Below are 24,596 nucleotides of genomic sequence, written 5' to 3'. Positions count from 1 at the left end.
AGGAAAAGGTTCCTTAGTAGTGCCAGGGATACCCCGAGAAGTCCTGCTCGCGCCCCTCGAGGAACGCGTCCCGGCCCTCCTGCGCCTCGGGCGTCATGTACGCGAGCCGCGTCGCCTCGCCCGCGAACACCTGCTGGCCCACGAGGCCGTCGTCGGTCATGTTGAACGCGAACTTCAGCATCCGCATCGCCGTCGGCGACTTGCTCGTCATCTCGTCCGCCCACTCCAGCGCGACGGATTCGAGGTCCTCGTGGGGAATCGCCTCGTTCGCCATCCCCATGTCGACCGCCTCCTCGGCCGAGTACGTCTTCCCGCGGAAGAACACCTCGCGGGCCTTCTTCTGGCCGACCTGCTTGGCGAGGTACGCCGAGCCGAAGCCGCCGTCGAAGGAGGCCACGTCGGGGTCGGTCTGGAGGAACTTCGCGTGCTCCTCGCTGGCGAGCGTGAGGTCACAGACGACGTGCAGCGAGTGGCCGCCGCCGACCGCCCAGCCCGGCACGACCGCGACGACCGGCTTGGGCATGAACCTGATCAGCCGCTGGACCTCGAGGACGTGCAGGCGGCCGGCCTTGGCCTCCCTGACGAGCGGGTCGTCCGAATCGTCCGCCTCGTCGCCCTCGCGGTACTCGTAGCCCGACTCGCCACGGACCGACTGGTCGCCGCCGGCACAGAACGCCCAGCCGCCGTCGTTCTCCGACGGGCCGTTTCCCGTGAGGAGGACGCAGCCGACGTCGGCCTGCTTGCGGGCGTGATCGAGCGCGGCGTACAGTTCGTCGACCGTTCCGGGGCGGAACGAGTTTCTGACCTCCGGCCGGTCGAACGCGATGCGGACGGTCGGCGAGTCGACCGCGCGGTGGTAGGTGACGTCGTCGAACTCGTCGCTGCCCTCGACCGGGTCCCAGCGGTCGGGGTCGAAGGTCTCCGAGACTGAGTCGGACATACCCGAGAGCGCGGTCGGCGCGCACAAATAGGTGTCCGCCTCGCCTCCCCCGTGGCCACCCGCGAGGCTGCACCTCCGCCCCGCCGCCGGTCGAACCCCACAAGACCCATACCGCCGTCTCGTAACGGTTCGGGCATGGTTTCCCGCAGAACCACCCTCCGACTCGCCGGTGCCGGCCTCCTCGGCCTCGCCGGCTGTACCGACCGCGGCGGCCGAACGCCGACCGCGACCCAGTCGGACACCCCGGACGGCTCGACGCCCGACGGCGGCGGCCCGACCGACGGCACCCCGAGCGAGACGCCCGGAGACTCGCGGATAGACGTCGAGGGCGCGTCGCCGACGTGGACGGCGTCGCTCGGCGACGGGCTCGTGACCGACCCGGTGTACGCGGACGGACACGTCGCCGTCGTCGTCGGCACAACCGTGTACGGCGTCGACGCCGCCACCGGCGAGACTGCGTGGACGTTCGAGTCCCCCGTCTCGCCCGAAGGTGACTACGGCCGGCCGGCCGCCGAACTCGTCCGCCACGACGGCGTCCTGTACGCGCTCGTCGGCATCAGCGTCGGCACCGGCGCGCACGACCACGTCCTCCACGCGCTGACGCCCGCGGGCGAGGAGCGCTGGACGTACGAGTCCGGCACCGGCGGGTTCCACACGGTCGTCGGCTTCGGCGACGAGGCGGTCGTGCTCGGCACGAGCGACGACGCCATCGGCCCCGTCGACTCGGGCGGGCACGCCGCCATCGCGGTGAACCTCGCCGACGGGCGGGAGCGCTGGCGCGCGGAGACGGCGGACGCGATGGGTGGGAGCGTCGGCGACGACTTCGTCGCCGTCGAACTGTACGGCGGCGTCGACTGCTTCGACGTGGCGACCGGGGAGCGGCGCTTCCAGTTCGCCCCGGACGGGGACGACCGAATCAGCGCGACCGCGGTCGGCGGCGGCCGCGCCTTCGTGGGGGTCGATCGCTACGAGGGCGACGAGCCGACGATGCACGCGCTGTTCGCCGAAACCGGCGCGATGGACTGGTCGCTGAGCGGGACGGTCGTCTCCTCGCTCCGCTACCGCGGCGATCTCTACGTCGGCGGCGAAACCGTCGCACGCTACGGCCCGACCGGGCCCCGGCGATGGTCGTTCGACGGCGGCGGCCTGCTGACGGGCGTTCCGTTCGATCCGGACGCGCTCTACACGAACGCGGATTCGAGCGTCGTCAAACTGAGCCGCGAGACCGGGGCGGGGCTGTGGACCGCCGACGCGACCGACCTGGCGATCCCACGCGCCCGCGGCGGCGACGCGGTCGTCTCGGCCGACGGGCAGGCGCGGACGGTGTTCGCACACTCCGCGGGCGACGGCTCGGAACTGTGGCGCGCGAGCCTTCCGGGGGAGTACCCGCCGACGCCCGCCGCGGGCGACGACGGGGCGATTCTGGCGACCGTCGACGGGGAGTTGGCGATGGTGCCGTTCTAGCGGTCGGGAGATTCGAGTTCCACGGAGTGACGAGCCGGAATCCACGGTTCGATGGGGCTCATGTTCGTCGAAGCGGTCCGAGCGGCGATCCGAACGACGCCACGTCGGTGGTATCCCAGGGTATTTGTCGATGCATCGGGAGCGTCCCACCGTCGATGCCCTCCAGGTTCCCGCGTAGCGACGACCGCACCGCTCGAAGACGTCTTCTCGCCGGAATCGGGACGGCGGTCGCCGGCGGCCTCGCGGGCTGTAACGGCCGGCTGCCCGGCACGGGTCCGACGCGTCTCGACGTCGAGACGTCGGTCGAACGGGACGAGGACCCGCGCGTCCTCTGGCAGTACCCGCCGCGGGAGGGGGAAACGGAGGGGATCGGGTACGCGTCGGTCGAGGTCGACCGGATCGTTCGGCGTGACGGCCGCCCGACGGCGGTGAATCTCACGTTCAACTCGACCATCGGGGGGATCGCCTCGGCCGAGCCGTACGAGGGGTATCACCCGGACTGGTTCCGGTTCCGCGTCCGGCCGCCGGAAACGTACGACGGCCGCATCAACCACCACGTGCGCGTCGAGCCGCCGGGTCAGTGGGAGGAGTTTTCCGCGTACTACGACGTTCAGGGCCTCGTTCGTCGAACGACCGTCGAACTCCGGGACGTCGAAACGCGGGGGACGATCGAGGTTCCGGCCGTGTTCGATCCCGGAGCCAACGGCCTCCCCGACCGGTTGCACTGCTCGTTCACGGTCCAGGCCTCCCGGCCCGGCCTGTTTGGGAAGACGGTCCGCGTCGCGGGACGGGGCGCCGTTCCGGTCGGGGGTCAGTGACGCCGCTCGCGACGGACCGCGTCGGCACCGCCTACTCGAGCCCGGCGACCCGCTCCGTGACCTCGTCGGCCAGCCGCTCGCGAACCCGATGGCTCGCCTCGGCGTCGCTCGTCACCTCGATCACTTGGGTCCCCTCGCTGGAGACGGCGTCGGCGTAGGCGTCGCGGAACCCCTTCCGGTCCTCGCCCTCGACGCGCTCGAACGCGAGGTCGTACAGCCCCTCGGTGTGGGAGAAGTCGAGGCCGTGGGGCGTCCTGAACTGCTCCGTGAACGGCGGCTCGTACCCCTCGATGGGGAGCATGTGGAAGATGCCGCCGCCGTCGTTGTTGACACAGACGACCGTGGCGTCGACGTCACAGCGGGCCAGCGCGAGCAGGCCGTTCATGTCGTGGTAGTACGCCAGGTCGCCGACCACGAGCGTCAGGTCGTCGGTCGTCGCTGATCCGGCCCCGAGCGCCGTCGAGACGACGCCGTCGATGCCCGACGCGCCCCGGTTGCCGAGCATCGTCAGCCCCTTCGCACGGGGCCGCGCGAAGCGGTCGGCGTCCCGGACCGGCATCGAGTTCGAGACGAACACGGTCGCCGGCTCGGGCGCGAGTTCGGCGACGTCCGCGAGCACTCGCCCCTCGAAGAACTCGTCGGCCGCCGCCTCCTCGACCGCCCCCCAGTGTGCCGCTTCGGCGGCCTCCCAGCGGTCCCGCCAGTCGGCCGAGGACGGCCCGGAGACGTGTCGCGCGACCGTCGCGGCGAGCCGGGAGGGGTCGGCGACGACGAGGTCCGTGGCGGTGAACTCCGCCTCCCGCCAGCCCGCGGCGGGGTCGACGACGAGCTGTCTCGCGTCCGTGTCGGCCAGGTAGGTTCGAAGCGGCTTGGAGGTGGGCGAGGCGCCGAAGCGCAGGACGACCTCCGGGTCCGGCCAGTCGGCCGTGCCGTCGCCGGCGAGGAAACCGTCGTAGCCCCCCAGCACGGGCGCGACCCGCGTCGCGGAGCCGAACCGGAGCCCGGAAAGCGGGTCGGCCAGCACCGGGAAGCCGGTCGCGTGTGCGAGCGCCGTGATCGCCTCCGGATCCGGGCCCGGCGCGTCGGCGGGGCCGGCGACGAGGAGGCCGCGTCCGGCCTCCAGCGCGCTGGCGACGGATCTGACCTCCGTCTCGTCGGGGACCGGGTGGCCTTCGGTCGTGGAGACGAACGCGCCGTCCCGGCCGCGTGCGGCGAGTTCGGGGAGGTCCTCGGGCACGTCGCCCTCGACGGGAACGGGTTCGAGCGGCTTGTCGAACGGGAGGTTCAGGTGGACCGGTCCGGCGGGGGTCCCCTCCGCCTTCGCCACGGCGCGGGCGGCCGTGGTCCGGAGCGAGCGGAGCTTTCGCGGCGTCGCCTCCGGCTCCGCGACGTCGCCGTACCAGCGGACGGCGTCGCCGTACAGCTTCTCCTGATCGATGGTCTGGTTCGCGCCCGAGTCGCGGAGTTCGGGCGGTCGGTCGGCCGTCAGGACCAGCAGCGGCACCCGTGACTGGTGGGCCTCGACGACCGCGGGGTGGAAGTTCGCCGCCGCGGTGCCGGAGGTGGAGACGACGGGCGTCACCTCGCCGGTTCGGCGCCCGCGGCCCAGCGCGAAGAAGCCGGCCGAGCGCTCGTCGAGGTGCGAGAACGCCCGTATCTCGGAATGCTCGCTGAACGCGACGGTCAGCGGCGTCGAGCGGGAGCCGGGACAGAGACAGACGGCGCGGACCCCGGCCTCGTGCAGTTCGTCCACGAGCGCGCGAGCCCACAGCGCGTTCCGGTTTGGCGCTCCTGCGGTCATGGGGACGAATTGGGGGGCAGGGTGAAATAGGGCGGCGAAACCGACCGCGCGAACCGGCGGGGCGACGCCAGCGTTTTTGTCGCGTCGGCCCCGCGTTCGCCCATGAAGCGGTCCGGTTCACGGCCCCTCCAGTTCGTCGGCGTCGTCGCCGCGGCGATGGCCGTCGTCGGCTCCGTGGCGTTCGGCTGGGAGTTCGGCGGCCCGACGGGAACGGTCCCGTTCGTGCTCGGCGTCGGATTCGTCGTCGTCGCGGTGGGATGGACGGTGCTGCGCGGCGCGTGACCTCGATCGGAATCGCACGTCGGGAGAGGAACGGCGTGTGTCAGCGGCTCAGTCCTCGAGCGCGGCGTCCGCCAGCAGGTCGGCGTTCCGCTCGTTCGCCTTCCAGGCCGCGTCGAACAGGTCGCCGACGACGGGGACGCTCCCGACGGAGGCGTCGATGGCGACGTGGGCCAGCATCCGCGCGAGCGTCCGGCGGTCGGCGCCGAGCCGGTAGGCCTCGGCGACGATGAGCAGCGAGCAACAGGCAGCGACGGCGTCGCCCGCGACGGGGAGGAGTCCCAGCAGCGGGTCGAGACCGACCCTGACGCCGAGGCCGGGAACGCGAACGGACGAGTCCAGCAGTTCCGCGAACCGGCGGGCGCGGGCGACGCGTCGACGGGCCGCCGACCGGGTCGACACCGTTACAGCTTGGACTCGGCGTCGTCGGCGAGCTCCTCCATCCGCTTGCCGACGCGGCCGGCGTTCGAGAACTCGTCCTCCGAGAGCGAGGAGGCGAGCGCGTTGCCGAGCACGAACACGGCGTGGGTGTGTTCGCTCTTGGACTTGTGGACGTGGGAGGGGTCGACGCTGAGCTGGTGGTACGGCTCGAACACCGACTCGTCGACGTCCTCGCGTTCGCTGAAGTGCTCCATGATCGTCACCATCTGCTCGTGGAGTTCGAGGAGCTCGTCCTTGTGCATGGGCGCGCCTATGCGGCAAACCGATTTAAGGATTGTCCGGCAGACGGTACCACAGCGTTCAGCGCACGGTTCGCGGGGTCAGAAGACGTACTCGTCCTCGTGGCCCATCATCCCGTCGTCCTCGAACCCGGGCTCGGCGTCCTCGTCCTGGGGACCGCTCGTCTTGTATGCCTTCATCCCGGTCGAGATGAGCTCCTCGATCGCCTCCTCCCGATTGACGAACTCCCCCTGTTCGACCATCTGGGCGATCTGCATCTCCAAATGCTCCGGGATGGTGATTTCGACTTTGGGCATCTACGCGATGCTAAACCGACGCCGCATTTAAAACCTACGGGGGTCCCTTTTCTCGCGGCCAATCGTCCTTGGCGTTGCGCCGATCGACGTTCCGGATTCGACAGCGAACGTTCCCGGATCCGGCAGCCCACCGTTCCGGTGCCGGCAGCCCACCGTCCCGATCCGACAGCCTCAGGTAGGACGAGCGGACATCTCCGACGATGACGACGGACGTCACCGGCCTTCACGAGGAGTTCGACGGGGAGCGGCTCCCGCCGGGCCAGCGGAAGACCGAGCGGTTCCCGGTGCTCTCGAAGTCGGGCACGCCCGACTGGAACCCCGAGACGTGGAAGTTCGAGGTGTGGGGGGCCGTCGAGGAGCCGCTCTCGTTCTCCCACGAGGAGTTTGCCGAGCTCGACTCGGTCACCCAGCGACAGGACTTCCACTGTGTCACGGGCTGGTCGAAGTTCGACTGCGAGTTCACCGGCGTCACGTTCCCCCACCTGGCCGACCTGGCCGGCGTCGAGGACGACGCCGTACACGTGATGTTCCACGCGCTCGACGGCTACACGACGGACCTCGCGCTCTCGGACTGCAGCCGCGAGGAGGTCATGTTCGTCCACGAGTACGACGGGGAACCGCTGCCGGCGGACCACGGCGGGCCGCTCCGGGTCGTCACCCCGCACAAGTACGCCTACAAGGGGGCCAAGTGGGTGACCGGCGTCGAGTTCCTCACCGAACCCGAGCGCGGCTACTGGGAGAAGCGCGGCTACTCGGTCACGGCGAACCCGTGGGCCGAGGAGCGGTACAGCTAGGCGGAGCGGGGGAACGACGAGCCGTCAGTTCGGTTCCCACCGATTGCTTCACGCCCAGTCGGTGATGGAGTGGCGACGGACAAGGGGGAATACCTCTCGATACATCTAATACCTGGCAGTACTGATGGATACGTATGCCCGTTCGGTTCGACGAGTACGACGACCGGAATCACGAGTTCGATCCGGCGCTGCGCGACGGCTCGAACGGTCATCGCATCCTCGCGTTCCTCGCGGATCACCCCGAACAGGGATTTACTCCGAAGGAAATCCGGGAGGCGACCGACGTTCCGAAGGGAAGCGTCGGGCCGACGCTCCAGCGGCTGAAGGAGCGCGACCTCGTTCGACACAGCGAACCGTACTGGGCGATCGGTGAGGACGACCGCGTCGGGACGTACGTCGGCATGCTCGACAGTCTCAAATCCGTCGACGAACGCTACGGAACCGAAAGCTGGGACGAATGGAGCGAGCACGCGGTCGATCCACGTGACGAGCGTGAATGACCGCCGGATTCGAGCGGGGCGACGTCGTCTGGCATCCCGCACCCTACAAGGACGACCCCGACGCCGGTCGGCCGTTCGTGATTCTCAGTGACGAATACCACCCGTATCACGGGGAAGAGTACATCGTCGTCGCACTCACGACCGTTTCCCGACCCCAGGCGCTGCCACTCGCGGACACCGATTGGACACGGGGCGGAACGCTCCGCGATAGCTACGTTTCACCGTGGTACGTGATGTCGCTGAAGGGAGCGAACTTCGACGCCGGCGTCGGACAACTCCGGGACACGACGGTCGACCGAATCGCGAGCGAGATCGGGGCGTACGTCGGCGCCGATAGCCGATGAGCGTGCCGAGATAGCGTACCGTCCGTGATCCGACCGGCGACACGCGGGTGACGATCGGGACTCGGCGGCCACCAACCAGAGAGGTCAAAAGTCAGCCCGTCGAATCCCCGTCGATGAACCCTCCCGAGCGCGAGGCGCCGGCGTCGGCCCGCCCCGCTCCCGACGCCGGGCTCGTCAGCCGGAGTCGCGAGGTCGCGGACGTCTCCTTTCGCGCGTTCCTCGCGGCCCGGGAGACGCCGCGGGTCCACTGGGCCTCGCCGGGCGGGCTGGAACTCGTCGGCGGCGGCGCGGCCGTTCGCGTCGCCGCGTCGGGTGAGGACAGGTTCGCCACGCTCCGCACCCACGCCGCGACCGTCTTCGCGGACGCGGACCACGAGGGCCCGCCCGAAACTCGGCCGCGGATGCTCGGCGGACTCTCGTTCGACGCGGACCACGAGCCGGCCGACACCTGGCGCGGCTTCCCCGCCGCCTCGTTCGTCCTCCCGGCGGTCCAGCTCACCCGAACCGACGCCGGGACGTGGCTGACCGTCACTCGATACGACGCCGACGCGACGCCCACCTCGGTTTCGGCGGCGCTGGACGAGGCCGAGGCGGCGCTCGAATCGCTGCCGATGATGCGCCCGAGCGGTCGGAAACCGGGCGTCGCGGACACCGCCTGGCGCACGCCGAAGGCCGAGTGGACCGAGCAGGTCGAGGACGTGATCGAGCGCATCCGCGGCGGCGGGCTGTTGAAGGTCGTGCTCGCCACGGCGCTGGACGTGGAACTCTCCGACGAGATCGACATCCCGAGCGTGCTCGAACGGCTCCGGCGGACGTACCCCGAGTGCTACCGCTTCCTCGTCCAGCCGACCGACGGCGACGCGTTCTTCGGCCCGCCGCCGGAACGGCTCGTCGAACTCGACGGCCGTGCGGTCCGGACGGAGGCGCTCGCCGGATCGATGCCGCGCGGGGAGACGCCGGAGGCGGACGCCGAGCACGCACGCTCGCTGCTCGAAAGCGAGAAGATCAGGCACGAGCAGGAACTGGTCGCCGACACGGTCGCCGAGCAACTCGACGCGTTCGGCACGGTCCGGGAGGGCGAGCGCGGCGTCAGGAAACTCACCAACATCCAGCACCTCCACACGCCCATCGAGGCGACCCTCGACGAGGACGAGCACGTCCTCACCCTCGTCGAGGCGCTCCACCCGACCCCCGCGATGGGCGGGCTGCCGCTCTCGGAGGCGCTGGCGACCATCCGCGAGACCGAGTCGTTCGATCGCGGCTGGTACGCCTCGCCGGTCGGCTGGTTCGACGGCGACGGCGACGGCGAATTCGCGGTCGGCATCCGGTCGGGCGTCGCGGGCGGGACCGGGGCGACGCTGTTCGCCGGCAACGGCATCGTCGCCGACAGCGACCCCGAGGCCGAGTGGGACGAGTTGCAGCCGAAGGTGCGGCCGATCATGGACGAACTGGAACGGTGAGGGTGGGAGTGAGTCGGTTGTTGGGTGTTTTCGTGAGCTTATTGGTTCACCATCGCTATCTCTGCCGGCTCTTCAACCGGGCAGACCACTACTGCTGGCGGTGATTGCAGCCTCGCCCTCCCCAGCCGCTTGCGATGCTCGCTCGCAGGCTCGCTGCGCTTCTCACCCCTCGCGCGCGCCGATGCTCGCGGCCGAGACCGCTCGCAAGCCACGCGCGCCGACCGCCAGTACGCGCTGACCGCACCGCTGCTGCCGACGCACTCGCCGGCCCGCCGGGCGAACGTCTCGGCGGACTACCCGCAGCGGCGCGAGCGGTAGTCAGGCCTGCTGCACTCGGCCGACTTCCCGCGGGTGGAAATGGAAGGGGCCGCGGCTCTCGGGGGACCCCGACCCCACAAGCACCACAGGAGCGAGCGAAGCGAACGACGAGGAGCGCAGCGGCGGTCGCGGAGCCGAGAGCCGCGGGGGCTTCCGAAGCGTTCCGAACGGACGGAACGACCGATCCGACGATTCCGGCGCGTGCTGGGGCTTTCGAGGTTTTCACCACCAGACACCTGTCGGTCTCGATACGGCGAACCAAGCATACGGAGAAGAACCCGAAGACATACTACCGAGGCGGGGACACGGGCGGGTATGTCCGACACGGGGGACCGTCAGGGGTCCCGACGCCGCCCCGACCGCGTCGCGCTCGCGGTCGCGGGCATCGCCCTCCTCGCGCTCGTCGCCCGGGTCGTCTCGCTCGGCGACCGCCCGTTCCACTGGGACGAGGGTCGGGTGGGCTACTGGACGCTGCGCTATCTCGAATCCGGCGCGTACTCGTACCGACCGACCGCGGGCGGCCCGTTCCTCTACGTCGTCAACCGGCAGGTGTTCGCGCTGGTCGGCGCGAGCGACGCCAGCGCGCGGGCCGTCGTCGCGCTCGTCGGCGGCCTGCTCCCGCTCGCCGCGCTGCTGTTCCGCGGGGCGCTCCGCGACGACGAGACGGTCGCGCTGGCCGGCATCCTGGCGGTCGAGCCGCTCCTGCTGTACTACTCGCGGTTCCTGCGTGGCGACGTCCCCGCCGCCGCGTTCGGGTTCGTCGCGGTCGGCGGCATCGTGCGCTACCGGCAGACCGGGGCGCGCTGGGGGCTCTACCTCGCCGCAGCCGCCGCCGCGCTCGCGCTCGCGTCCTCCGGCTTCGCCGTCGCCTACCCGTTCCTCTGGCTCCTCGGCGGCCTGCTGGTGCTCGACGAGGCGCGCGTCCGCGGCGCGCCCCGGGCCGCCGTCGCCCGACTCGACGAGGGACGCGAGTGGTTCCGCGAGCGCGCCACGCCGCTGGCCCGCGCACTGTTCGTCTTCCTCGGCGTGACGCTGTTCTTCTTCGCGCCGCGCGCGGGCGGGATGGGCACGGGACTGTTCAACCCCGCCACGTTCCCCGACGTCGTCGCCGCCGCGTTCGCGGGTGCCGCCGAGCAGTTCGCCGGCGTGCGGGTCGCGCCCCGGCTCGACCGGGGCTACGCCGGCGGCAGGGAGTTCATCCCGGCGATCACCGGCTACGTCCGAACCGCGCTGGCGACGTCGTGGCTGCTGGTCGTCCTCGGGCTGCTCGGCTTCCTGCGCGAGCGGTATCGACGGGGCTCGCGGGCCGTCGTCAACTTCGGCGCGTACGTCGCGGGGTTCGGCGTGCTGGTGTTCGGACTCGCCGCGATGAACGCCGAACCGTGGACGGCCGTCCACCTCCTCCCCTGGCTCGCGCTCCCCGGCGCGGTTGCACTCGCCGCGGGCGGGCGGTTCCTGTGGACGCGTACGGATCGGGCCGCGCCCGCGCGGGCCGTCACCGCGCTGCTGGTCGTCGCCCTCGTCGCGGGCGGTGCCGGGTCGATGGCCGCGGCCGCCTACGGGCCGGCCGGGCCAGGCTCGGCGTACGCGCAGTACGGCCAGCCGGTCGACGACCCCGACGCGATGCTCGCGGCCGCCGCAGCCGCCATGGACGGGCACACCGACGGCGCGGACGTCGTGTACGTCGGGTCGGAGTTCGCCACGCTGGACGAGTACCGGGACCCGCCCGTGGCTGCCGCAGATCAGGCGGCCTGGGGGGCGCGGCTCCCGCTCCAGTGGTACTTCGAGCGCATCGACGCCGAGACGCGGAGCGTCCGCTCGCCGTCCCTGCTCACCGGCGACGACCCGCCCGTCATCGTCACGAAACCGACCCACCGGGCCGCGGTGACCGAACGGCTCGACGGCGAGTACGAGCAGTTCGAACTGCGGCTCGGGCTCTGGAACCGGGACGTCGTCGTGTTCGTTCAGCAGTAGTACCGCGAGCGAGGGAGGCGCGGCGGAGCCGCGCCGACGTGGGTCGCGGCGTTTTGGCATGAACGGGAAATCTTCGATTTCCCGTCAGCAGTGGAATTTCGAAGGAATCCCACGGCATGAACGGATTTCGGAGGTTCGACGAACGCGGACCGGCTCCGCCGGCCCGCGAGAGGAGGACCCCCGAAAAAGAGGTTCGTCTACCGGAAGCCCATCGCCTCGATCTGCTCCTGGTAGCGGTTGCGGATGGTGACCTCGGTCACCTGGGCGACGTCGGCGACCTCGCGCTGGGTCTTCTTCTCGTTGCAGAGCAGGGAGGCGGCGTAGATGGCCGCCGCGGCGAAGCCGGTCGGGGACTTGCCCGAGAGCAGTCCCTGCTCGGCGGAGACGTCGATGATCTCGGTCGCCTTCGCCTGCGTCTCCTCCGAGAGGCCGAGCGCGGAGGCGAAGCGCGGGACGAACTGCTTTGGGTCGACCGGTTTCAGTTCGAGGCCGAGCTCCTGGGAAATGTAGCGATAGGTTCGGCCGATCTCCTTCTGCTCGACGCGCGAGACCTCCGCGACCTCGTCGAGCGAGCGCGGGATGCCCTCCTGCCGGCAGGCCGCATAGAGCGCGGCCGTGGCGACGCCCTCGATGGAGCGGCCGCGGATGAGGTCCTCCTTCAGCGCGCGCCGGTAGATGACCGACGCGACCTCCCGGACGCTCCGGGGAACGCCGAGCGCGGAGGCCATCCGGTCGATCTCCGAGAGCGCGAACTGCAGGTTCCGCTCGCCCGCGTCCTTCGTGCGGATCCGCTCTTGCCACTTGCGCAGCCGGTGCATCTGGGAGCGCTTCTCCGAGGAGAGGGACCGGCCGTACGCGTCCTTGTCCTTCCAGTCGATCGTCGTCGTCAGCCCCTTGTCGTGCATCGTCTCCGTGACCGGCGCGCCGACGCGGGACTTCGACTGCCGCTCGGAGTGGTTGAACGCGCGCCACTCCGGCCCGCGGTCGATCTGGCGCTCGTCGAGCACGAGTCCGCAGTCGTTGCAGACGAGCTCACCCTGGTCGGCCTCCATGATCACGTCCTCCGACTCACACTCCGGACAGGAGACGCTCTCGTCCGACTGCTGCTCCGACTCACCCGCTTCTCGCTGGCGCTGTCGACTCGGACCTTCCATTATAAGGCTTGTGGTGACGACAGTATAAAAACCTTTGGCGGCGATTGGGAACCCGATTCTCGCCGGGGGGCCCGACAGGACCGGTTTGACGCGCGTTTCACCCGAGGAGGGAACCGATAGTCATATCACCGGTTTTTCGCCTCGACATGTCGTCTGTCCACAGTTTTGGTGTGAGTCGCCCTCGCGCGTGATCCGCTCGCAACCCCCAGGAGGGTTTCGGTGGAGGCAACGCGTCGCGTTCAGCGCGCCGGCATTACTATCGAGCATTTACAAAGTGTTTTGTATTATCGGCGTCTATCCGGGTACCATGAGCACGAGCGCGAAGGCGAGCGTGGAACGGGCGGTGGCCTCGAGCGAGCCTGCGGACGTCGAACCGGTGACGCTGTCGGGCGAATCCCTGGATTCGACGGGGCCCGAGTACCTGCACGACCTGAAGGCGGACCTGGCCGAGGAAGGGTATCTCCCCGCCGGCCTCCGGGTGTCGGCCTGTTTCTCGGCGGACTGTTCCATCGAGACGCAGTCGGAGGCGAACCGGCTCCGCGGGTTCGTCCGCGCGGCGTCGTTCCTCGGCGCGAGCCGCCTGACGGTCGTCGCCGACGACGTCGCCGAGCCGTCGAAGGTCGAACCCGCGCTCGCCGCGCTCGCCGAGCGGGCAGAACGCGAAGGCGTCACGCTCACGGTGGAGGGGCCCGTCAGCCTCGACCGTGAGTAAGCGGGCGCTCGAAGGACGGCTCGCGGTCGTCGCCGGGTTCACCGACCCGACGGCCGCGCTCGAACAGTACCCCACGCCGCCGGACCTCGCGGCCCACGTCGTCCACCTCGCGGACCTCCGGGGCGACGTCGCCGGACGGACGGTGGTCGATCTCGGCGCCGGAACCGGCATGTTGGCGCTCGGCGCGGCCCTGCGCGGCGCGGCCCGCGTCGTCGGCGTCGAACTCGACCGGGACGCGCTCGCGGTCGCCCGCGACAACGAGCGCCGGGTCGGCGCCCGGACGACCGTCGACTGGATCCACGCCGACGCCACCCGCGCGCCGCTTCGCCTCGATCCCTCGACTGCCGGCCCGGTGACCGTCCTCATGAACCCGCCGTTCGGCGCACAGTCGGGCAACGAACACGCCGACAGGCGGTTCCTCGACGCGGTCTCGTCGTTCGCTGACGTCTCCTACTCGCTGCACAACGCCGGCAGCCGCGAGTTCGTCGAGTCGTTCGCCTCCGACGCCGGCGGCGAGGTCACCGACGCCTTCCGGGCGACGTTCGAACTCGACCACCAGTTCGACCACCACGACGAGGAGCGCCGCGATCTGGACGCCGAGGCGTTCCGGATCGAGTGGGGGTAGTCGCCCGGAGATCGCTTCCCTCCCGCGATTACCAGCGCCTAATTGTACGTCTCCCTGCTCGCCACCCGCACCCTCGTCGCGTTGTCCGCCGTGAGCGCGAACACCGCGTTGCCGTCCCTGACGAACGAGAGCCCGGCCGCGGTCACCGTCTCGTTCTCGCCGGGGATCGGCGCGTGAGCGATCTCCTCGTCCCGTTTGACCGCGAGCGAGAACGACGACTCGTTCACCAGGACGGAGACGTTCCGGCCCGCGATGTACGGTTCCGCCGTGGCCGGGGGGGAGGTGTAGGCGACCCGCTCCCGCCCGTCGTGTTCGAGCGTCACCCGATAGGCGGTGCCGCCGCCGACCGCGGTGTAGCCCTCACGATCCGCGACGACCGTCTCCCGCCAGCCGAGCCCGCCCAGCACCACGCGCGACCGGCCCGAGAACGCCAGCCGCCCCTTCGTGGTCTCCGTCATCCAGATCCCCCTGTCGGGGTTGCGAACGACGACGCCCGACGTGTTCACGCTCGTCGTCTCGCCGAACGCCTCGACGTCGACGACCGACACCATCCCGTTCTCGACGTTCTCGGCGTACGTCACGCTGTAGCCGCGAACCTCGACGGGCTCGCCCGGGAGCGGCTCGTCGCCGACGGTCGTGAGGTTCACCGGCACCGCCGGTCCCGCGAGCGCCGCGGTGACGACGACCAGACACAGCACCGCGGCGTTCTGGGCGGTCAGCGTCCGGACGAAGGTCCGTGCGGGGCGGAGCGTGACCGGCTCCCACTCCCCGACCGTGAGCGCCGCGAGCAGCACGGCGAACAGCAGCACGAGCGCGAGCCCGACCGCCCGGTAGAGCACGAACGTCTCGGCCCCGCGGTACCAGTACACCGCCCAGAGCGACTGTGCGACCCCGACCAGCAGCGCGCCCACCAGCAGCCGCCGCGGTCTGGGGAGGTCGTCGCCGCGGCGCGAAGCGAGCGTCGCGGCGAGCAGGACGCCCGCCAGCAGGCCGAGCGCGTGGCCCTGGATCGCGACGTCCGCCCAGCCCGGCGAGACGTACGCCGGCCTGCTCGACGCGACGACGATCGGCTGCCGGAGCGACTGGTACGCGAGGTTCAGCGCGCTCGTCGCCGAGAGCGCGATCACGGTCGCCAGCGGGTAGTACAGCAGCGCGACGCCCGCAAAGGAGAACACGACGCCCGAGAAGCCGATGACCGCGCCGAGCGAGAAGGCGGCCGAGACCAGCGCGAGCAGCACCGCGATGGCGGGGAAGACCAGGAACGCTCTGACGTACGGGTTCCGGCGGGGCGACCCGAACGTCGACTCGCCGCGCCCGGCGGCGTAGTGCCCGAACGCGTACTCCGCGAGCGGCGCGAGCACGAGCGTCCCCATCAGGTTGCCCAGCAGATGTCCGGGGCCGACGTGGGAGAGGCCGGCAAACAGCACGCCAAGCGGGGCGAGATACGACCACGCGCGGAACGGCAACACGACGGGCGAGTACCAGTGACCAAAGCCCCCCTGCACGAAGAGGTAGACGGCCAGCACGAGCGCGGCCGTCGTCAGCGTCCCCCAGGGAACGCCGAGGACGAACCGCCGCCGGAGGAGCGTCCCGAGCCCCGGCGCGTCTCCCCCGCGTTTCCGTTCGAGCAGGGCGACGCCGACGGACGCGACGAGCGCGGCGAGGACGACGGCCGCCCGCATCGCCAGCGCCACGGAGTCCATGGATGGGCTGGGGACCCACGGCACTTCACCGTCCCGGTCGGGGAACTGCCGCCGACGGTCGCCGGTCGGGGCCGCCGGAGCCGCGTCCGCGACGGGACGAGTCCTCCGAGGAGTCACTCTGTCCTCCTGCTCGAGGTAGCCCCACTTCGAGTTCGACTCGGTCAGTCGTGTCCGCTCGGAGAACCGAACGGGTCGTGACCGTGGCTCGTCCGGTCGCTTCGACATCCTCTTTCCGGACGCCCCCGAGTCGACACACGAGACGCCATGTCACTCGTCGCCGCGCTCCCCGGCCGCCCGCTCTCGGAAGCCGAAGTGGCGAAGCTGAACAGGGCCGACCCGGTCAGGCTCGCCATCGCCCTGGAGGAGTCCGGGCCGACCGAGGGGCTGCTGCTCGCCACCGACGACTGGGTGAAGGGGCTCCGCTTCCTCGGCGGCGCGTGGGAGGTCGCCGAAAGCGTCGCCGTCGAGTCGGAGGACGACCGCTACGAGGGGCTCCGACGGTGTGAGGACGCCATCAGGGAGGCCGACGGGGCCGAAACCGCGCCCGAGCAGGACCCGTCCGCCGGGTCGGACTCGAACTGACTCCCTGATCGCCCGTCGGCTTTAGGTCCCGCCCGTGCGAACAGTTCCCACATGTACGAGGACATCCTCGTGCCGACCGACGGGAGTCGAGCCGCGGACGCCGCCATCGAGCACGCGGTGACGCTCGCGGACCGGTTCGACGCCACGCTCCACGCGCTGTACGTCGTCGACTCGACGGCCTACTCATCGCTGGACGCCGGCAGCCAGATCGTCTCCGAGGCGCTCGGGCGGGAGGGCGAGGACGCCGTGGATCGCATCGCCGCGTCGGGAACCGACGCCGACGTCCCAGTCGTCGAGTCCGTCGTCTCCGGGACGCCGTTCCGCTCCATCCTCGAGTACGCCGACCGGGAGGGCATCGACCTCATCACGATGGGGACGCACGGCCGCACGGGCATCGACCGCTACCTGCTCGGGAGCGTCAGCGAACGCGTCGTCCGCTCGGCCAACCAGCCCGTACTGACGGTCAGACTGCGCGAAGACGAGGAGGGGAGCGCCCCCGAATGAGGAGCCCCGGATGAGGACCCCCGATGAGAACCTCCGAACGAGAAGCCCGGAGCGACCGCCAGCGGCCGAGTGGCGCCCGGCCGACTGAACCCGCGCCGACGGTCCACGTCGCCGCGAGGTGGCCATTTATCCCCTCTCCCACGAAACGGCGATCATGAGCCTCGCAGTCGAACACGACGAGCTCGTCTCGTTCCGACGTGACCTCCACCGCCACCCCGAGCCGGCGTGGTGCGAGTTCTACACGACCGCCCGGATCGTCGAGGAACTGGAGAAACGCGACGTGGACGAGATCCACTACGGCCCGGAGATCCTCGGCTCCGAGCGGATGAACGTCCCCGACGACGACGAACTCGGTGAGTGGTTCGAGCGCGCGAAGGCGGCCGGCGCGCGCGAGGAAATCCTCGCGGAACTGGAGGGCGGCTACACCGGCGCGGTCGCGGTGGTCCGCCGCGGCGAGGGGCCCGTCGTCGGCCTCCGGGTCGACATCGACGCGCTCCCCATCCAGGAGGCCGACGCCGACCACGCGCCCGCCGACGCGGCGGAGCCGTTCCGCTCGGAGAACGAGGGCTGGATGCACGCCTGCGGTCACGACGCCCACGCGACGTTCGGTCTGGGAGCCATCGACGAGGTGCTCGACTCCGACTTCGAGGGCACGCTGAAGGTGTTCTTCCAGCCGGGCGAGGAGCAGATCGTCGGCGGCGAGCCGATGGCGAACTCGGAACTGATCGCGGACGTGGAGTATCTCATCGCCGCCCACGTCGGCCTCGACCACCCGACCGGCGAGGTCGTCGCGGGCGTCGACGGCTTCCTCGCGGTCTCGCACTTCCGCGCGGAGTTCTCGGGCGAACCGGCCCACGCGGGCGGCCACCCGGAGGAGGGGAAGAACTCGGTGCAGGCGATGGCGGCGGCCATCCAGAACCTCTACGCCATCCCGCGCCACCACGACGGCGCGACGCGGGTGAACGCCGGCCTCGTCGGCGGCGGGACGGCGACGAACATCATCCCGGAGGAGTCGTTCATCGAGGGCGAGGTGCGCGGCGAGACGACCGACCTCATGGAGTTCATGGACGGGAAGGCCGAGACTGTCCTCCGGTCCGCGGCCGACATGCACGAGGTCGAGGTCGAGACCGAGCGCCTGGGGCGTGCACCCTCGGCCACCTCGGACCAGGAACTCGTCGACGTCGTCGCCGACGTCGCCGACGGCGTGTCCGGCGTGGAGTCGGTGCCCGTCCGCGACGAACTCGGCGGCAGCGAGGACGCGACGTTCCTCATGCAGGCGGTCCAGAACAACGGCGGCTACGCCACGTACGTCGGCATCGGCACGGACCACCCCGGCGGCCACCACACGAGCACGTTCGACGTGGACGAGGAGTCGCTCGACATCGGCGTCGAGGTGCTCTCGAAGGCGGTGCTGGAAGCGGCGAAGCGGCGACCCTGAGTCAGGCGGGTTCGAGCGTCTCGGCCCACTCCATGAACTTCTCGAAGCCGAAGAACACGGCGAGGAACAGCGCCGCGAACACGGCCCACTGGCCCACGTCGAACTGCCCGGTGAACGCCAGGACGTTGAAGATGTACGATATCGAGGGGCCCACGAACCCGGCCGCGTAGAGGCTCCGTCGTGACTCCATACCGACCTGTTCGTTCCAGAACCTGAAGGCGTGTTCCCATTGGGATCGGTCCGCCCTCGGAATCAATTCGTACTCCGTGAGGTTCCAACCGGGGTAGCTGAAGACGAAATCCCCCGAGAGACGAGACCCGGACAGCCGGTTGCGGTAACCATTAGCGTCAGTACCACGAGCACGGGAGGCCGCAGGCCGACCGAGCGAGGAGGACCCCCGTCAAAAGAGGTTCGTGGTCTAGTACTTCGGATCCGCGCCCGTCGCCGCGTACACGTCCTCCATCAGGTCGTCGCGCTGGTCCTGCCAGCCCGCGAGCGCCGCCGGCTTGGTCGGGTACCGGTCGTAGTGCTCGATGAGGTCCTCGGCGTAGCCCTTCACCTCGTAGAACTCCCTGATCTGTCGCCAGTGGCCGAAGCTGTCGATGGCCGTCCGGAGCTTCAGTCGCCAGCCCATCGACGTCTTGCCCGAGTAGAGCGCCTCGGCGAGCTTCTCGCCCGGCAGTGAGGCGAGCAGGCCCATCAGGTCGTCCACGTCCACCGCGGTGGCGAGGATGTTGTACACGTCCAGACCGGCGTAGCGGCCGCCGAAGTGGTCCATCACGCGCTCGTTGTAGTGCCAGAGCGCCTCCTCTGAGGTGTCGCCGTCCGAGATGGCTTTCACGGCCTGCTCGGCGGCGTACTTCCCGGCGTAAGCCGCGCCCGCGATGCCGCCGCCGGTGGTCGGGTTGACGTGGCCCGCCGCGTCGCCGACGGCGACGAAGCCCGGCGCGACCGCCGAGTCGTACGGCCGGCGGGTCGGGAGCGCCGCGCCGAGCTTGTCCTTCACGGTCGCGCCCGCGAACTCCGCGCGGTTGCGGAGGTCCGCCTTCAGGTCCTCGACGAGCTTCATCGGCTCCTCGGTCATCTGGAAGCCGAGGCCGGCGTTGATCTCGGTGCTCGTCCGCGGGAAGTACCAGACGTAGCCCGCGGCCGTCGTGGTGGGCTTGAACACCAACGCGTCGGTCCACTCGACGGGCTCTTGGACCTCGACGACCTCGCGGTAGGCCGAGCAGAACTGCGAGAAGGAGACGTTCGTGTCGAACGTCGCCCCCGAGAGGTCGGCCTTGTCCTGGAGGATCGACAGCGACCCCGCTGCGTCGATGACGACCTCCGCGTCGTACTCGACCGGCTCGCCCTTCCGTTTCCCGCGGACGCCCTCGACGCGCCCCGCGTCGTCCTGGACCACGTCCTGGACGACGGTGTCGTAGTGGAACTCGACGCCCGTCTCCGCGGCCCCCCGGATGATGCGACGCCCGTACTCCCAGCGGTCCAGCACCGCGAGTTCGCCCGGCACGGGGATCTCGAGGATCGTGTCCTCGCTCGGGATCTCGAACCGACCGTGCGTGACGCCCGTGTTCGTGAACGCCGGTTCGATGGTTTCCTTCGGGATCGCCTCCGGGAACGCGTCCGCGCCCTTGAGCGCGTCGCCGCAGGCGATGTGGCCCGCCTCCTCCTCGTCCTTCCGCTCGACGACGACGATGTCGAGGCCGGCCTCCGCCGCCGTCGCGGCCGCATAACAGCCCGCGGTACCCGCGCCGACGACAGCGACGTCGGGCTCGTAGGTGGTCATTGGGCGGAACTCCCTCGCGGCGCGCCTTTACTCTTTATTCCCTGAACGCCGCCGATGCCGGTTTGGTTGGGTCGCATCCGGGACCATCGTGGTACAGACCGCGAAAGCCCCCGCGGCCCCTTTCAGTCCCACCCGCCGGAAGTCGGCCGAGCGTCGCTCTGCGGGCTTCGGGGGTCGCCGCGGTCGGACTACCGCGGTATCGCCGTCGGTAGTCGGGATTGCGCGTCGCAGGTGCGATTTCGGACGCGTCGCCGGGAAATCGGCAGGCCGTCGAAAGCGACCTAACGGCGTTCGTCCGTCGGAGAAGGTGAGACGAAATGCGGTTCCGCGGCTACTCCTCGCCGGACTCGTAGTGGTCGCCGGCGGCCTCGGGGATGCGCGTCCGGCCGAACAGCGCGAGCACGACGATGACGGTCACGTACGGCACCGTCCGCACCAGTTCGGCGGGGACGGCGAAGATGTCCCGCGCCTGCAGGGTGAGCTGGAGCGCGTCGAGGCCGGCGAACAGCATCGTCGAGAGCAGCGCGCCGACCGGGTTGTAGTTGCCGAACAGGAACGCCACGATGGCGATGAACCCCTTGCCGTTCACCATCGTCGGCCCGTTGCCGGTGAACTGCCCGAGCGAGAGCGCGAGCGCCGCCCCGCCGATGCCCGCGAGCACGCCCGAGAGCACGACCGCCTTATACCGGACGAGCGAGACGTTCACGCCCGCCGTGTCGAGCGCCTTCGGGTTCTCGCCCGACGCGCGGACGTGGCGGCCGAACGTCGTCCGGTTCAGCGCCCACCACGAGGCCGCGACCGCGACGAACATGAGATACACCATCGGCGAGGCGTCGAACAGCGCGCCCACGACGGGGAGGCCCGCGCCCCAAGCGAGGAAGTCGACGAACGAGGTCGAGAGCACCGGGACCCCGCTCTCGGCGAGGATGCGCGGCAGGCTCCGGAACGTGGCGACGCTATCCGTGTTCGTGCTGCCGTAGACGACCTGCGAGAGGAACGGCGCGAGCCCCAGCGCGATGAGCCACACCGCGAGCCCGGCGATGATCTGGTCGGCCCGGAACTCGATGCAGACGACCGCGAACAGCAGCGCGAGCAGCGCGGAGGCGACGATGCCGCCGCCGAGCCCGAGCCAGACGCTCCCCGTGATGTCGGTGGCGTACACGCCGGCGAACGCCGAGATGATGAGCAGCCCCTCGAGCCCGATGTTGATGACGCCGGACTTCTCGGCGAAGATGCCACCGAGCGCCGCGAACGCGATCGGCACCGAGAGCCGGAGCGCCGCCGACATCGTCGTGTTGGCGAACAGCACGTCCACGAAGCGACCGAGCGTCGTCCCCGGCAGGAGCACCCCCGCGACGACCACGAGCGCGAACGCGGCCAGCGCCGCGAGCCCGATGGCGAACCGGATTCCCAGGCCTGCGACCCAGTCACGGAGCACGGTCGCCGTCCCCGACTCGTTCCCGCTCATCGCCGCTCACCTCCCGAGTCCGACGCGGCGTCGTCCCCGGTCTCGACAGCGCCGTCGACGACGCGGCCGCCGTCGGTCGCGACCGTCTCGCCCTCGGGGCGATCCAGGCCGGCGTACTGGCCGGCCATCCGGAAGAACTCCGGCATCGCGACGAACAGGACGATGAGCCCGCGCAACACGCCCACGAGCTGTGGCGGCACGTCGGTTCCGACGTCGACGACGATGCTGCCCGACTTGAGCACGCCGAACAGCAGCGCCGCGGCTCCGACCCCGAGCGGGTTGTTGCCCGCGAGAATGGAGACGGTGATGCCGTCGAAGCCGTAGTCCGGGACGCCGACCTGGAAGTTGCCGAGGATCATCAGCACGTACACCGCGCCGCCGATGCCCGCGAGCGCGCCCGAGAGCGCCATGCTGGCGACGATGGTTCGGGGCGCGTCGACGCCGCCGTACTCGGCAGCCTCCGGCTGGAGTCCGCTCGTCCGGAGGTCGTAGCCGAACGCCGTCCGGGCGAGCAGGTACGCCATGGCGACCGCGAGCACCAGCGCGAACGCGAACGCGAGCAGCGAGACGTTCGCACGCGCCGGGAAGACGACGTGCGGGAACACCGCGTAGTCGGGCAGCGCGACCGTCTGGGTGGCGAAGCTGTCGGGGTCCTTGAAGTGGTTCTGCACGAGGTAGAGCGCGACCGAGGTGGCGACGAAGTTGAGCATGATCGTCGTGATCACCTCGTTCGCGTCCGCGTACGCCTTCAGCGCGCCCGGGATGGCGCCGAACAGCCCGCCCGCGAGCGCGCCGACCACGAGGCCGAACGGGACGAGCACGAGCGTGCCGAGCACGCCCGAGACGAGCGAGGAGGCGTACAGCACCGACAGCGCGGTCGCCAGCGCGCCGACGACGAGCTGTCCCTGGCCGCCGATGTTGAAGATGCCGGCCTTGAACGCCACCGCGACCGCGAGGCCAGTGAACAGGAGCACCGTCGTCTCGGCGAGCGTCGTGGCGAACTGGCCGTTCAGCGGGTCGGTGAGTACGTCGCCGAACGCGCCGAGGAACAGCCGGTCGTACACCACGAACGGGTCATAACAGAAGCCGACGCCAGCGACCGAGTACGCCGCCGACTGGCAGGCGGTCATCCGCCCCGCGGCGAGGATGAGGAAGAAGCCGATGACGATGGAGAGCAGCAGCGCCGACCCGGAGATGAGCAGCCGCTCGGTCGCCGAAGCGTGCGTGAGCCGCCTGGTTATCGCCACCGCCCGCGCCCGCAGCCCCGACTCGGACCCGCCGCCGGACGCGTCCGAGCCGCCGTCCTCACTCATGGTCGCCCCCCACGGAGTCCGCGGTCCGACCCGACCCGTCGGCCTCCGCGGCCGCGGCGGCCGTCTCGGAGGCGTACGGCACGTCCTCGGGCTCCTCGCCGGCCATCAGCAGGCCGAGCTGTTCCTCGGTCACCTCGTCGGGGTCGACGACGGCGACGACCCGGCCGCGGTACATCACCGCGAGCCGGTCCGAGAGCCGACGAACCTCGTCGAGCTTCGAGGAGACGAGCAACACGCCGCGCCCGTCGTCCCGCAGCTCGATGAGCCGGTCGTGGATGAACTCCGTCGAGCCGATGTCGACGCCGCGTGTCGGGTGTGAGGCGACGAGACACGTCGGCTCGCGGGCGAACTCCCGGCCGACGATGAACTTCTGCTGGTTGCCCCCCGAGAGCGACTTGGCCGTCGCGGACGAGTCGGGCGGCCGCACGTCGTACTCGCCGATGACGTCCTCGGCGTGCTCGCCGGCCCGGTCCCAGTCGAGGCGGCCGCCGCTGGCGAACGGCGCGTCGTGCTGGGAGCCGAGCACGCCGTTCTCGGTCAGATCGAACTCCATGACGAGCCCGCGCTCCTGGCGGTCCTCGGGGATGTACGCCATGCCGGCACGGGTCCGCTCCCGGCGCGAGGCGTCGGTCACGTCCCGGCCGTCGAGCGCGACCGAGCCCGCCTCGGGGTCGCGCAGGCCGGTGACGACGTCGACGAGCTCCGACTGGCCGTTGCCGTCCACGCCCGCGATGCCGAACACCTCGCCCTCGCGGACCGTGAGCGAGACGTCGTCCACGGCGGTCACGCCGCGGTCGTCGGTGGCGGAGACGCCGTCCACGTCGAGCACCGGGCCGCCGGGGTCGGCCGGGGACGACTCGGTCTCGAGGACGACCTCGCGGCCGACCATCAGTTCGGCCAGTTCCTCCCGGGAGGTCTCGTCGGTCCGGACGCTGCCGACGTTCTTCCCGTCGCGGAGCACCGTCACCTCGTCGGCGGCCTCCAGCGCCTCGCCCAGCTTGTGGGTGATGAAGATGACCGTCTTCCCCTGGTCGGTCAGCTCCGCGAGCACCTCGAACAGGTCCTCGACCTCCTGTGGCGTGAGCACCGCGGTCGGCTCGTCGAGGATGAGCACGTCCGCGCCGCGGTACAGTGCCTTGAGAATCTCGACGCGCTGCTGGACGCCGACGCTCACGTCCGCGACCGTCGCGTCGGGTTCGACGTCGAAGCCGTAGCGCTCGGAGAGGTCGATGACCGACTCCCGTGCAGCCTCGCGGTCGATGGCGAGCCCGCCCCACTTTCGCGGCTCGTTGCCGAGCGTGATGTTCTCGGCGACCGTCATCGGGTCGACCAGCATGAAGTGCTGGTGGATCATGCCGACGCCGGCGTCGATGGCGTCACGGGGCGAGTCGAACCGTCTGGGGGCGGCGACGTACTCGCCGTCCTCGTCGAGTTCGAGCCCCTCGCCGTCGACGTACACGTCGCCGGCCGTCGGCTCGTAGAGCCCGTAGAGGACGTTCATCAGCGTCGTCTTCCCGGCGCCGTTCTCGCCGAGCAGGGCGTGTACCGTCCCCTGTTCGACGGAGAGCGTCACGTCGTCGTTGGCGACAACGCCGGGGAAGCGTTTCGTGATTCCGTCGAGGCGGACGGCCTCAGTCAT

25 protein-coding genes are annotated in these 24,596 nt (G+C 70.5%); 13 read left to right on the top strand and 12 right to left on the bottom strand.

Features of this window, described 5'->3' with window-relative positions; genetic code table 11:
• Nucleotides 1–13: 13 nt before the first annotated feature.
• The gene (locus RJT50_RS05260; RefSeq protein ID WP_313694743.1) at nucleotides 14–940 is read right to left on the bottom strand and encodes a 1,4-dihydroxy-2-naphthoyl-CoA synthase; all 927 of its coding nucleotides are present in this window, start codon (nucleotides 938–940) and stop codon (nucleotides 14–16) included.
• A gap of 135 nt (nucleotides 941–1,075) precedes the next feature.
• Between RJT50_RS05260 and RJT50_RS05255 the strand changes: the two genes are divergently transcribed.
• Nucleotides 1,076–2,404 carry an outer membrane protein assembly factor BamB family protein gene (locus tag RJT50_RS05255; RefSeq protein ID WP_313694741.1) on the top strand — a complete coding sequence of 443 codons (1,329 nt, stop codon included), beginning with the start codon at nucleotides 1,076–1,078 and terminating at the stop codon, nucleotides 2,402–2,404.
• A gap of 155 nt (nucleotides 2,405–2,559) precedes the next feature.
• The gene (locus tag RJT50_RS05250; protein WP_313694738.1) at nucleotides 2,560–3,222 is read left to right on the top strand and encodes a hypothetical protein; all 663 of its coding nucleotides are present in this window, start codon (nucleotides 2,560–2,562) and stop codon (nucleotides 3,220–3,222) included.
• Between the two features lie 31 nt (nucleotides 3,223–3,253).
• Here the strand turns inward: RJT50_RS05250 and menD are convergent, their stop codons facing one another.
• Nucleotides 3,254–5,023 (bottom strand): 2-succinyl-5-enolpyruvyl-6-hydroxy-3-cyclohexene-1-carboxylic-acid synthase, encoded by a 1,770-nt coding sequence (gene menD / locus RJT50_RS05245; RefSeq protein WP_313694736.1) that lies wholly within the window; start codon nucleotides 5,021–5,023, stop codon nucleotides 3,254–3,256.
• 102 nt (nucleotides 5,024–5,125) lie between these two features.
• On the opposite strand from menD, the gene RJT50_RS05240 reads away from it, so the two are divergent.
• The gene (locus tag RJT50_RS05240) at nucleotides 5,126–5,305 is read left to right on the top strand and encodes a hypothetical protein (RefSeq protein ID WP_313694734.1); all 180 of its coding nucleotides are present in this window, start codon (nucleotides 5,126–5,128) and stop codon (nucleotides 5,303–5,305) included.
• 48 nt (nucleotides 5,306–5,353) lie between these two features.
• On the opposite strand, the gene RJT50_RS05235 is transcribed toward RJT50_RS05240, so the two are convergent.
• The 3 genes from RJT50_RS05235 to RJT50_RS05225 form a co-directional block, all read right to left on the bottom strand.
• Entirely contained in the window at nucleotides 5,354–5,704 is a 351-nt protein-coding gene (locus RJT50_RS05235) for a DUF4112 domain-containing protein (protein ID WP_313694732.1), read from the bottom strand.
• Between the two features lie 2 nt (nucleotides 5,705–5,706).
• Nucleotides 5,707–5,985 carry a UPF0058 family protein gene (locus tag RJT50_RS05230; RefSeq protein ID WP_313694730.1) on the bottom strand — a complete coding sequence of 93 codons (279 nt, stop codon included), beginning with the start codon at nucleotides 5,983–5,985 and terminating at the stop codon, nucleotides 5,707–5,709.
• A 78-nt stretch (nucleotides 5,986–6,063) separates the two neighbouring features.
• Complete coding sequence (locus RJT50_RS05225) at nucleotides 6,064–6,279, bottom strand: ribbon-helix-helix domain-containing protein (RefSeq protein ID WP_313694728.1); 216 nt, start codon at nucleotides 6,277–6,279, stop codon at nucleotides 6,064–6,066.
• A 200-nt stretch (nucleotides 6,280–6,479) separates the two neighbouring features.
• On the opposite strand from RJT50_RS05225, the gene RJT50_RS05220 reads away from it, so the two are divergent.
• The 5 genes from RJT50_RS05220 to RJT50_RS05200 all read left to right on the top strand — a co-directional run bounded on the left by RJT50_RS05220 (nucleotide 6,480) and on the right by RJT50_RS05200 (nucleotide 11,669).
• Nucleotides 6,480–7,073: a sulfite oxidase-like oxidoreductase gene (locus tag RJT50_RS05220; protein WP_313694726.1), complete on the top strand. Its 594-nt coding sequence runs from the start codon at nucleotides 6,480–6,482 to the stop codon at nucleotides 7,071–7,073.
• A 134-nt stretch (nucleotides 7,074–7,207) separates the two neighbouring features.
• On the top strand, nucleotides 7,208–7,573 hold the full coding sequence (locus RJT50_RS05215; RefSeq protein WP_313694724.1) for a MarR family transcriptional regulator: 366 nt from the start codon (nucleotides 7,208–7,210) through the stop codon (nucleotides 7,571–7,573).
• Nucleotides 7,570–7,917 (top strand): type II toxin-antitoxin system PemK/MazF family toxin, encoded by a 348-nt coding sequence (locus tag RJT50_RS05210; protein ID WP_313694722.1) that lies wholly within the window; start codon nucleotides 7,570–7,572, stop codon nucleotides 7,915–7,917. The genes RJT50_RS05215 and RJT50_RS05210 overlap by 4 nt, the downstream gene beginning before the upstream one ends.
• Nucleotides 7,918–8,030: 113 nt before the next feature.
• Complete coding sequence (locus RJT50_RS05205) at nucleotides 8,031–9,377, top strand: isochorismate synthase (protein WP_313694720.1); 1,347 nt, start codon at nucleotides 8,031–8,033, stop codon at nucleotides 9,375–9,377.
• A gap of 633 nt (nucleotides 9,378–10,010) precedes the next feature.
• Nucleotides 10,011–11,669 carry a flippase activity-associated protein Agl23 gene (locus tag RJT50_RS05200; protein WP_313694718.1) on the top strand — a complete coding sequence of 553 codons (1,659 nt, stop codon included), beginning with the start codon at nucleotides 10,011–10,013 and terminating at the stop codon, nucleotides 11,667–11,669.
• A 197-nt stretch (nucleotides 11,670–11,866) separates the two neighbouring features.
• On the opposite strand, the gene RJT50_RS05195 is transcribed toward RJT50_RS05200, so the two are convergent.
• A complete protein-coding gene (locus RJT50_RS05195; protein ID WP_313694716.1) occupies nucleotides 11,867–12,823 on the bottom strand; it encodes a transcription initiation factor IIB in 957 nt (318 codons plus the stop codon).
• A gap of 307 nt (nucleotides 12,824–13,130) precedes the next feature.
• Between RJT50_RS05195 and RJT50_RS05190 the strand changes: the two genes are divergently transcribed.
• On the top strand, nucleotides 13,131–13,535 hold the full coding sequence (locus RJT50_RS05190) for a DUF7961 family protein (RefSeq protein ID WP_313694714.1): 405 nt from the start codon (nucleotides 13,131–13,133) through the stop codon (nucleotides 13,533–13,535).
• Nucleotides 13,528–14,160 carry an METTL5 family protein gene (locus tag RJT50_RS05185; protein WP_313694713.1) on the top strand — a complete coding sequence of 211 codons (633 nt, stop codon included), beginning with the start codon at nucleotides 13,528–13,530 and terminating at the stop codon, nucleotides 14,158–14,160. The genes RJT50_RS05190 and RJT50_RS05185 overlap by 8 nt, the downstream gene beginning before the upstream one ends.
• Nucleotides 14,161–14,198: 38 nt before the next feature.
• Here RJT50_RS05185 and RJT50_RS05180 read toward each other — a convergent pair whose 3' ends face one another.
• Complete coding sequence (locus RJT50_RS05180; protein ID WP_313694712.1) at nucleotides 14,199–15,863, bottom strand: rhomboid family intramembrane serine protease; 1,665 nt, start codon at nucleotides 15,861–15,863, stop codon at nucleotides 14,199–14,201.
• 264 nt (nucleotides 15,864–16,127) lie between these two features.
• Here RJT50_RS05180 and RJT50_RS05175 point away from each other — a divergent pair, with 264 nt between their 5' ends.
• The 3 genes from RJT50_RS05175 (at nucleotide 16,128) to RJT50_RS05165 (ending at nucleotide 18,387) form a co-directional block, all read left to right on the top strand.
• Nucleotides 16,128–16,445 (top strand): DUF7964 domain-containing protein, encoded by a 318-nt coding sequence (locus tag RJT50_RS05175; RefSeq protein WP_313694710.1) that lies wholly within the window; start codon nucleotides 16,128–16,130, stop codon nucleotides 16,443–16,445.
• Between the two features lie 51 nt (nucleotides 16,446–16,496).
• On the top strand, nucleotides 16,497–16,949 hold the full coding sequence (locus tag RJT50_RS05170; RefSeq protein WP_313694709.1) for a universal stress protein: 453 nt from the start codon (nucleotides 16,497–16,499) through the stop codon (nucleotides 16,947–16,949).
• A 154-nt stretch (nucleotides 16,950–17,103) separates the two neighbouring features.
• The gene (locus tag RJT50_RS05165) at nucleotides 17,104–18,387 is read left to right on the top strand and encodes an amidohydrolase (RefSeq protein ID WP_313694707.1); all 1,284 of its coding nucleotides are present in this window, start codon (nucleotides 17,104–17,106) and stop codon (nucleotides 18,385–18,387) included.
• Nucleotide 18,388: 1 nt separating this feature from the next.
• Here RJT50_RS05165 and RJT50_RS05160 read toward each other — a convergent pair whose 3' ends face one another.
• The 5 genes from RJT50_RS05160 to RJT50_RS05140 all read right to left on the bottom strand — a co-directional run bounded on the left by RJT50_RS05160 (nucleotide 18,389) and on the right by RJT50_RS05140 (nucleotide 24,596).
• Nucleotides 18,389–18,577, bottom strand: coding sequence for a hypothetical protein (locus RJT50_RS05160; RefSeq protein ID WP_313694705.1), 189 nt, complete (start codon nucleotides 18,575–18,577; stop codon nucleotides 18,389–18,391).
• Nucleotides 18,578–18,805: 228 nt separating this feature from the next.
• A complete protein-coding gene (locus tag RJT50_RS05155; RefSeq protein ID WP_313694704.1) occupies nucleotides 18,806–20,176 on the bottom strand; it encodes a geranylgeranyl reductase family protein in 1,371 nt (456 codons plus the stop codon).
• A 331-nt stretch (nucleotides 20,177–20,507) separates the two neighbouring features.
• Nucleotides 20,508–21,644, bottom strand: coding sequence for an ABC transporter permease (locus RJT50_RS05150; RefSeq protein WP_313694702.1), 1,137 nt, complete (start codon nucleotides 21,642–21,644; stop codon nucleotides 20,508–20,510).
• Nucleotides 21,641–22,957, bottom strand: a complete 1,317-nt coding sequence (locus RJT50_RS05145) for an ABC transporter permease (protein WP_313694701.1) — start codon at nucleotides 22,955–22,957, stop codon at nucleotides 21,641–21,643. Before RJT50_RS05145 ends, RJT50_RS05150 begins: the two co-directional genes overlap by 4 nt.
• Entirely contained in the window at nucleotides 22,950–24,596 is a 1,647-nt protein-coding gene (locus RJT50_RS05140) for an ABC transporter ATP-binding protein (protein WP_313694700.1), read from the bottom strand. The genes RJT50_RS05145 and RJT50_RS05140 overlap by 8 nt, the downstream gene beginning before the upstream one ends.

The organism is Halobaculum sp. XH14 (assembly GCF_032116555.1).
Classification (GTDB): Archaea; Halobacteriota; Halobacteria; order Halobacteriales; family Haloferacaceae; genus Halorarum; species Halorarum halobium.
Note: the sequence above shows the minus strand (reverse complement) of the source record. Positions and strands in the feature narration are given on the sequence as shown.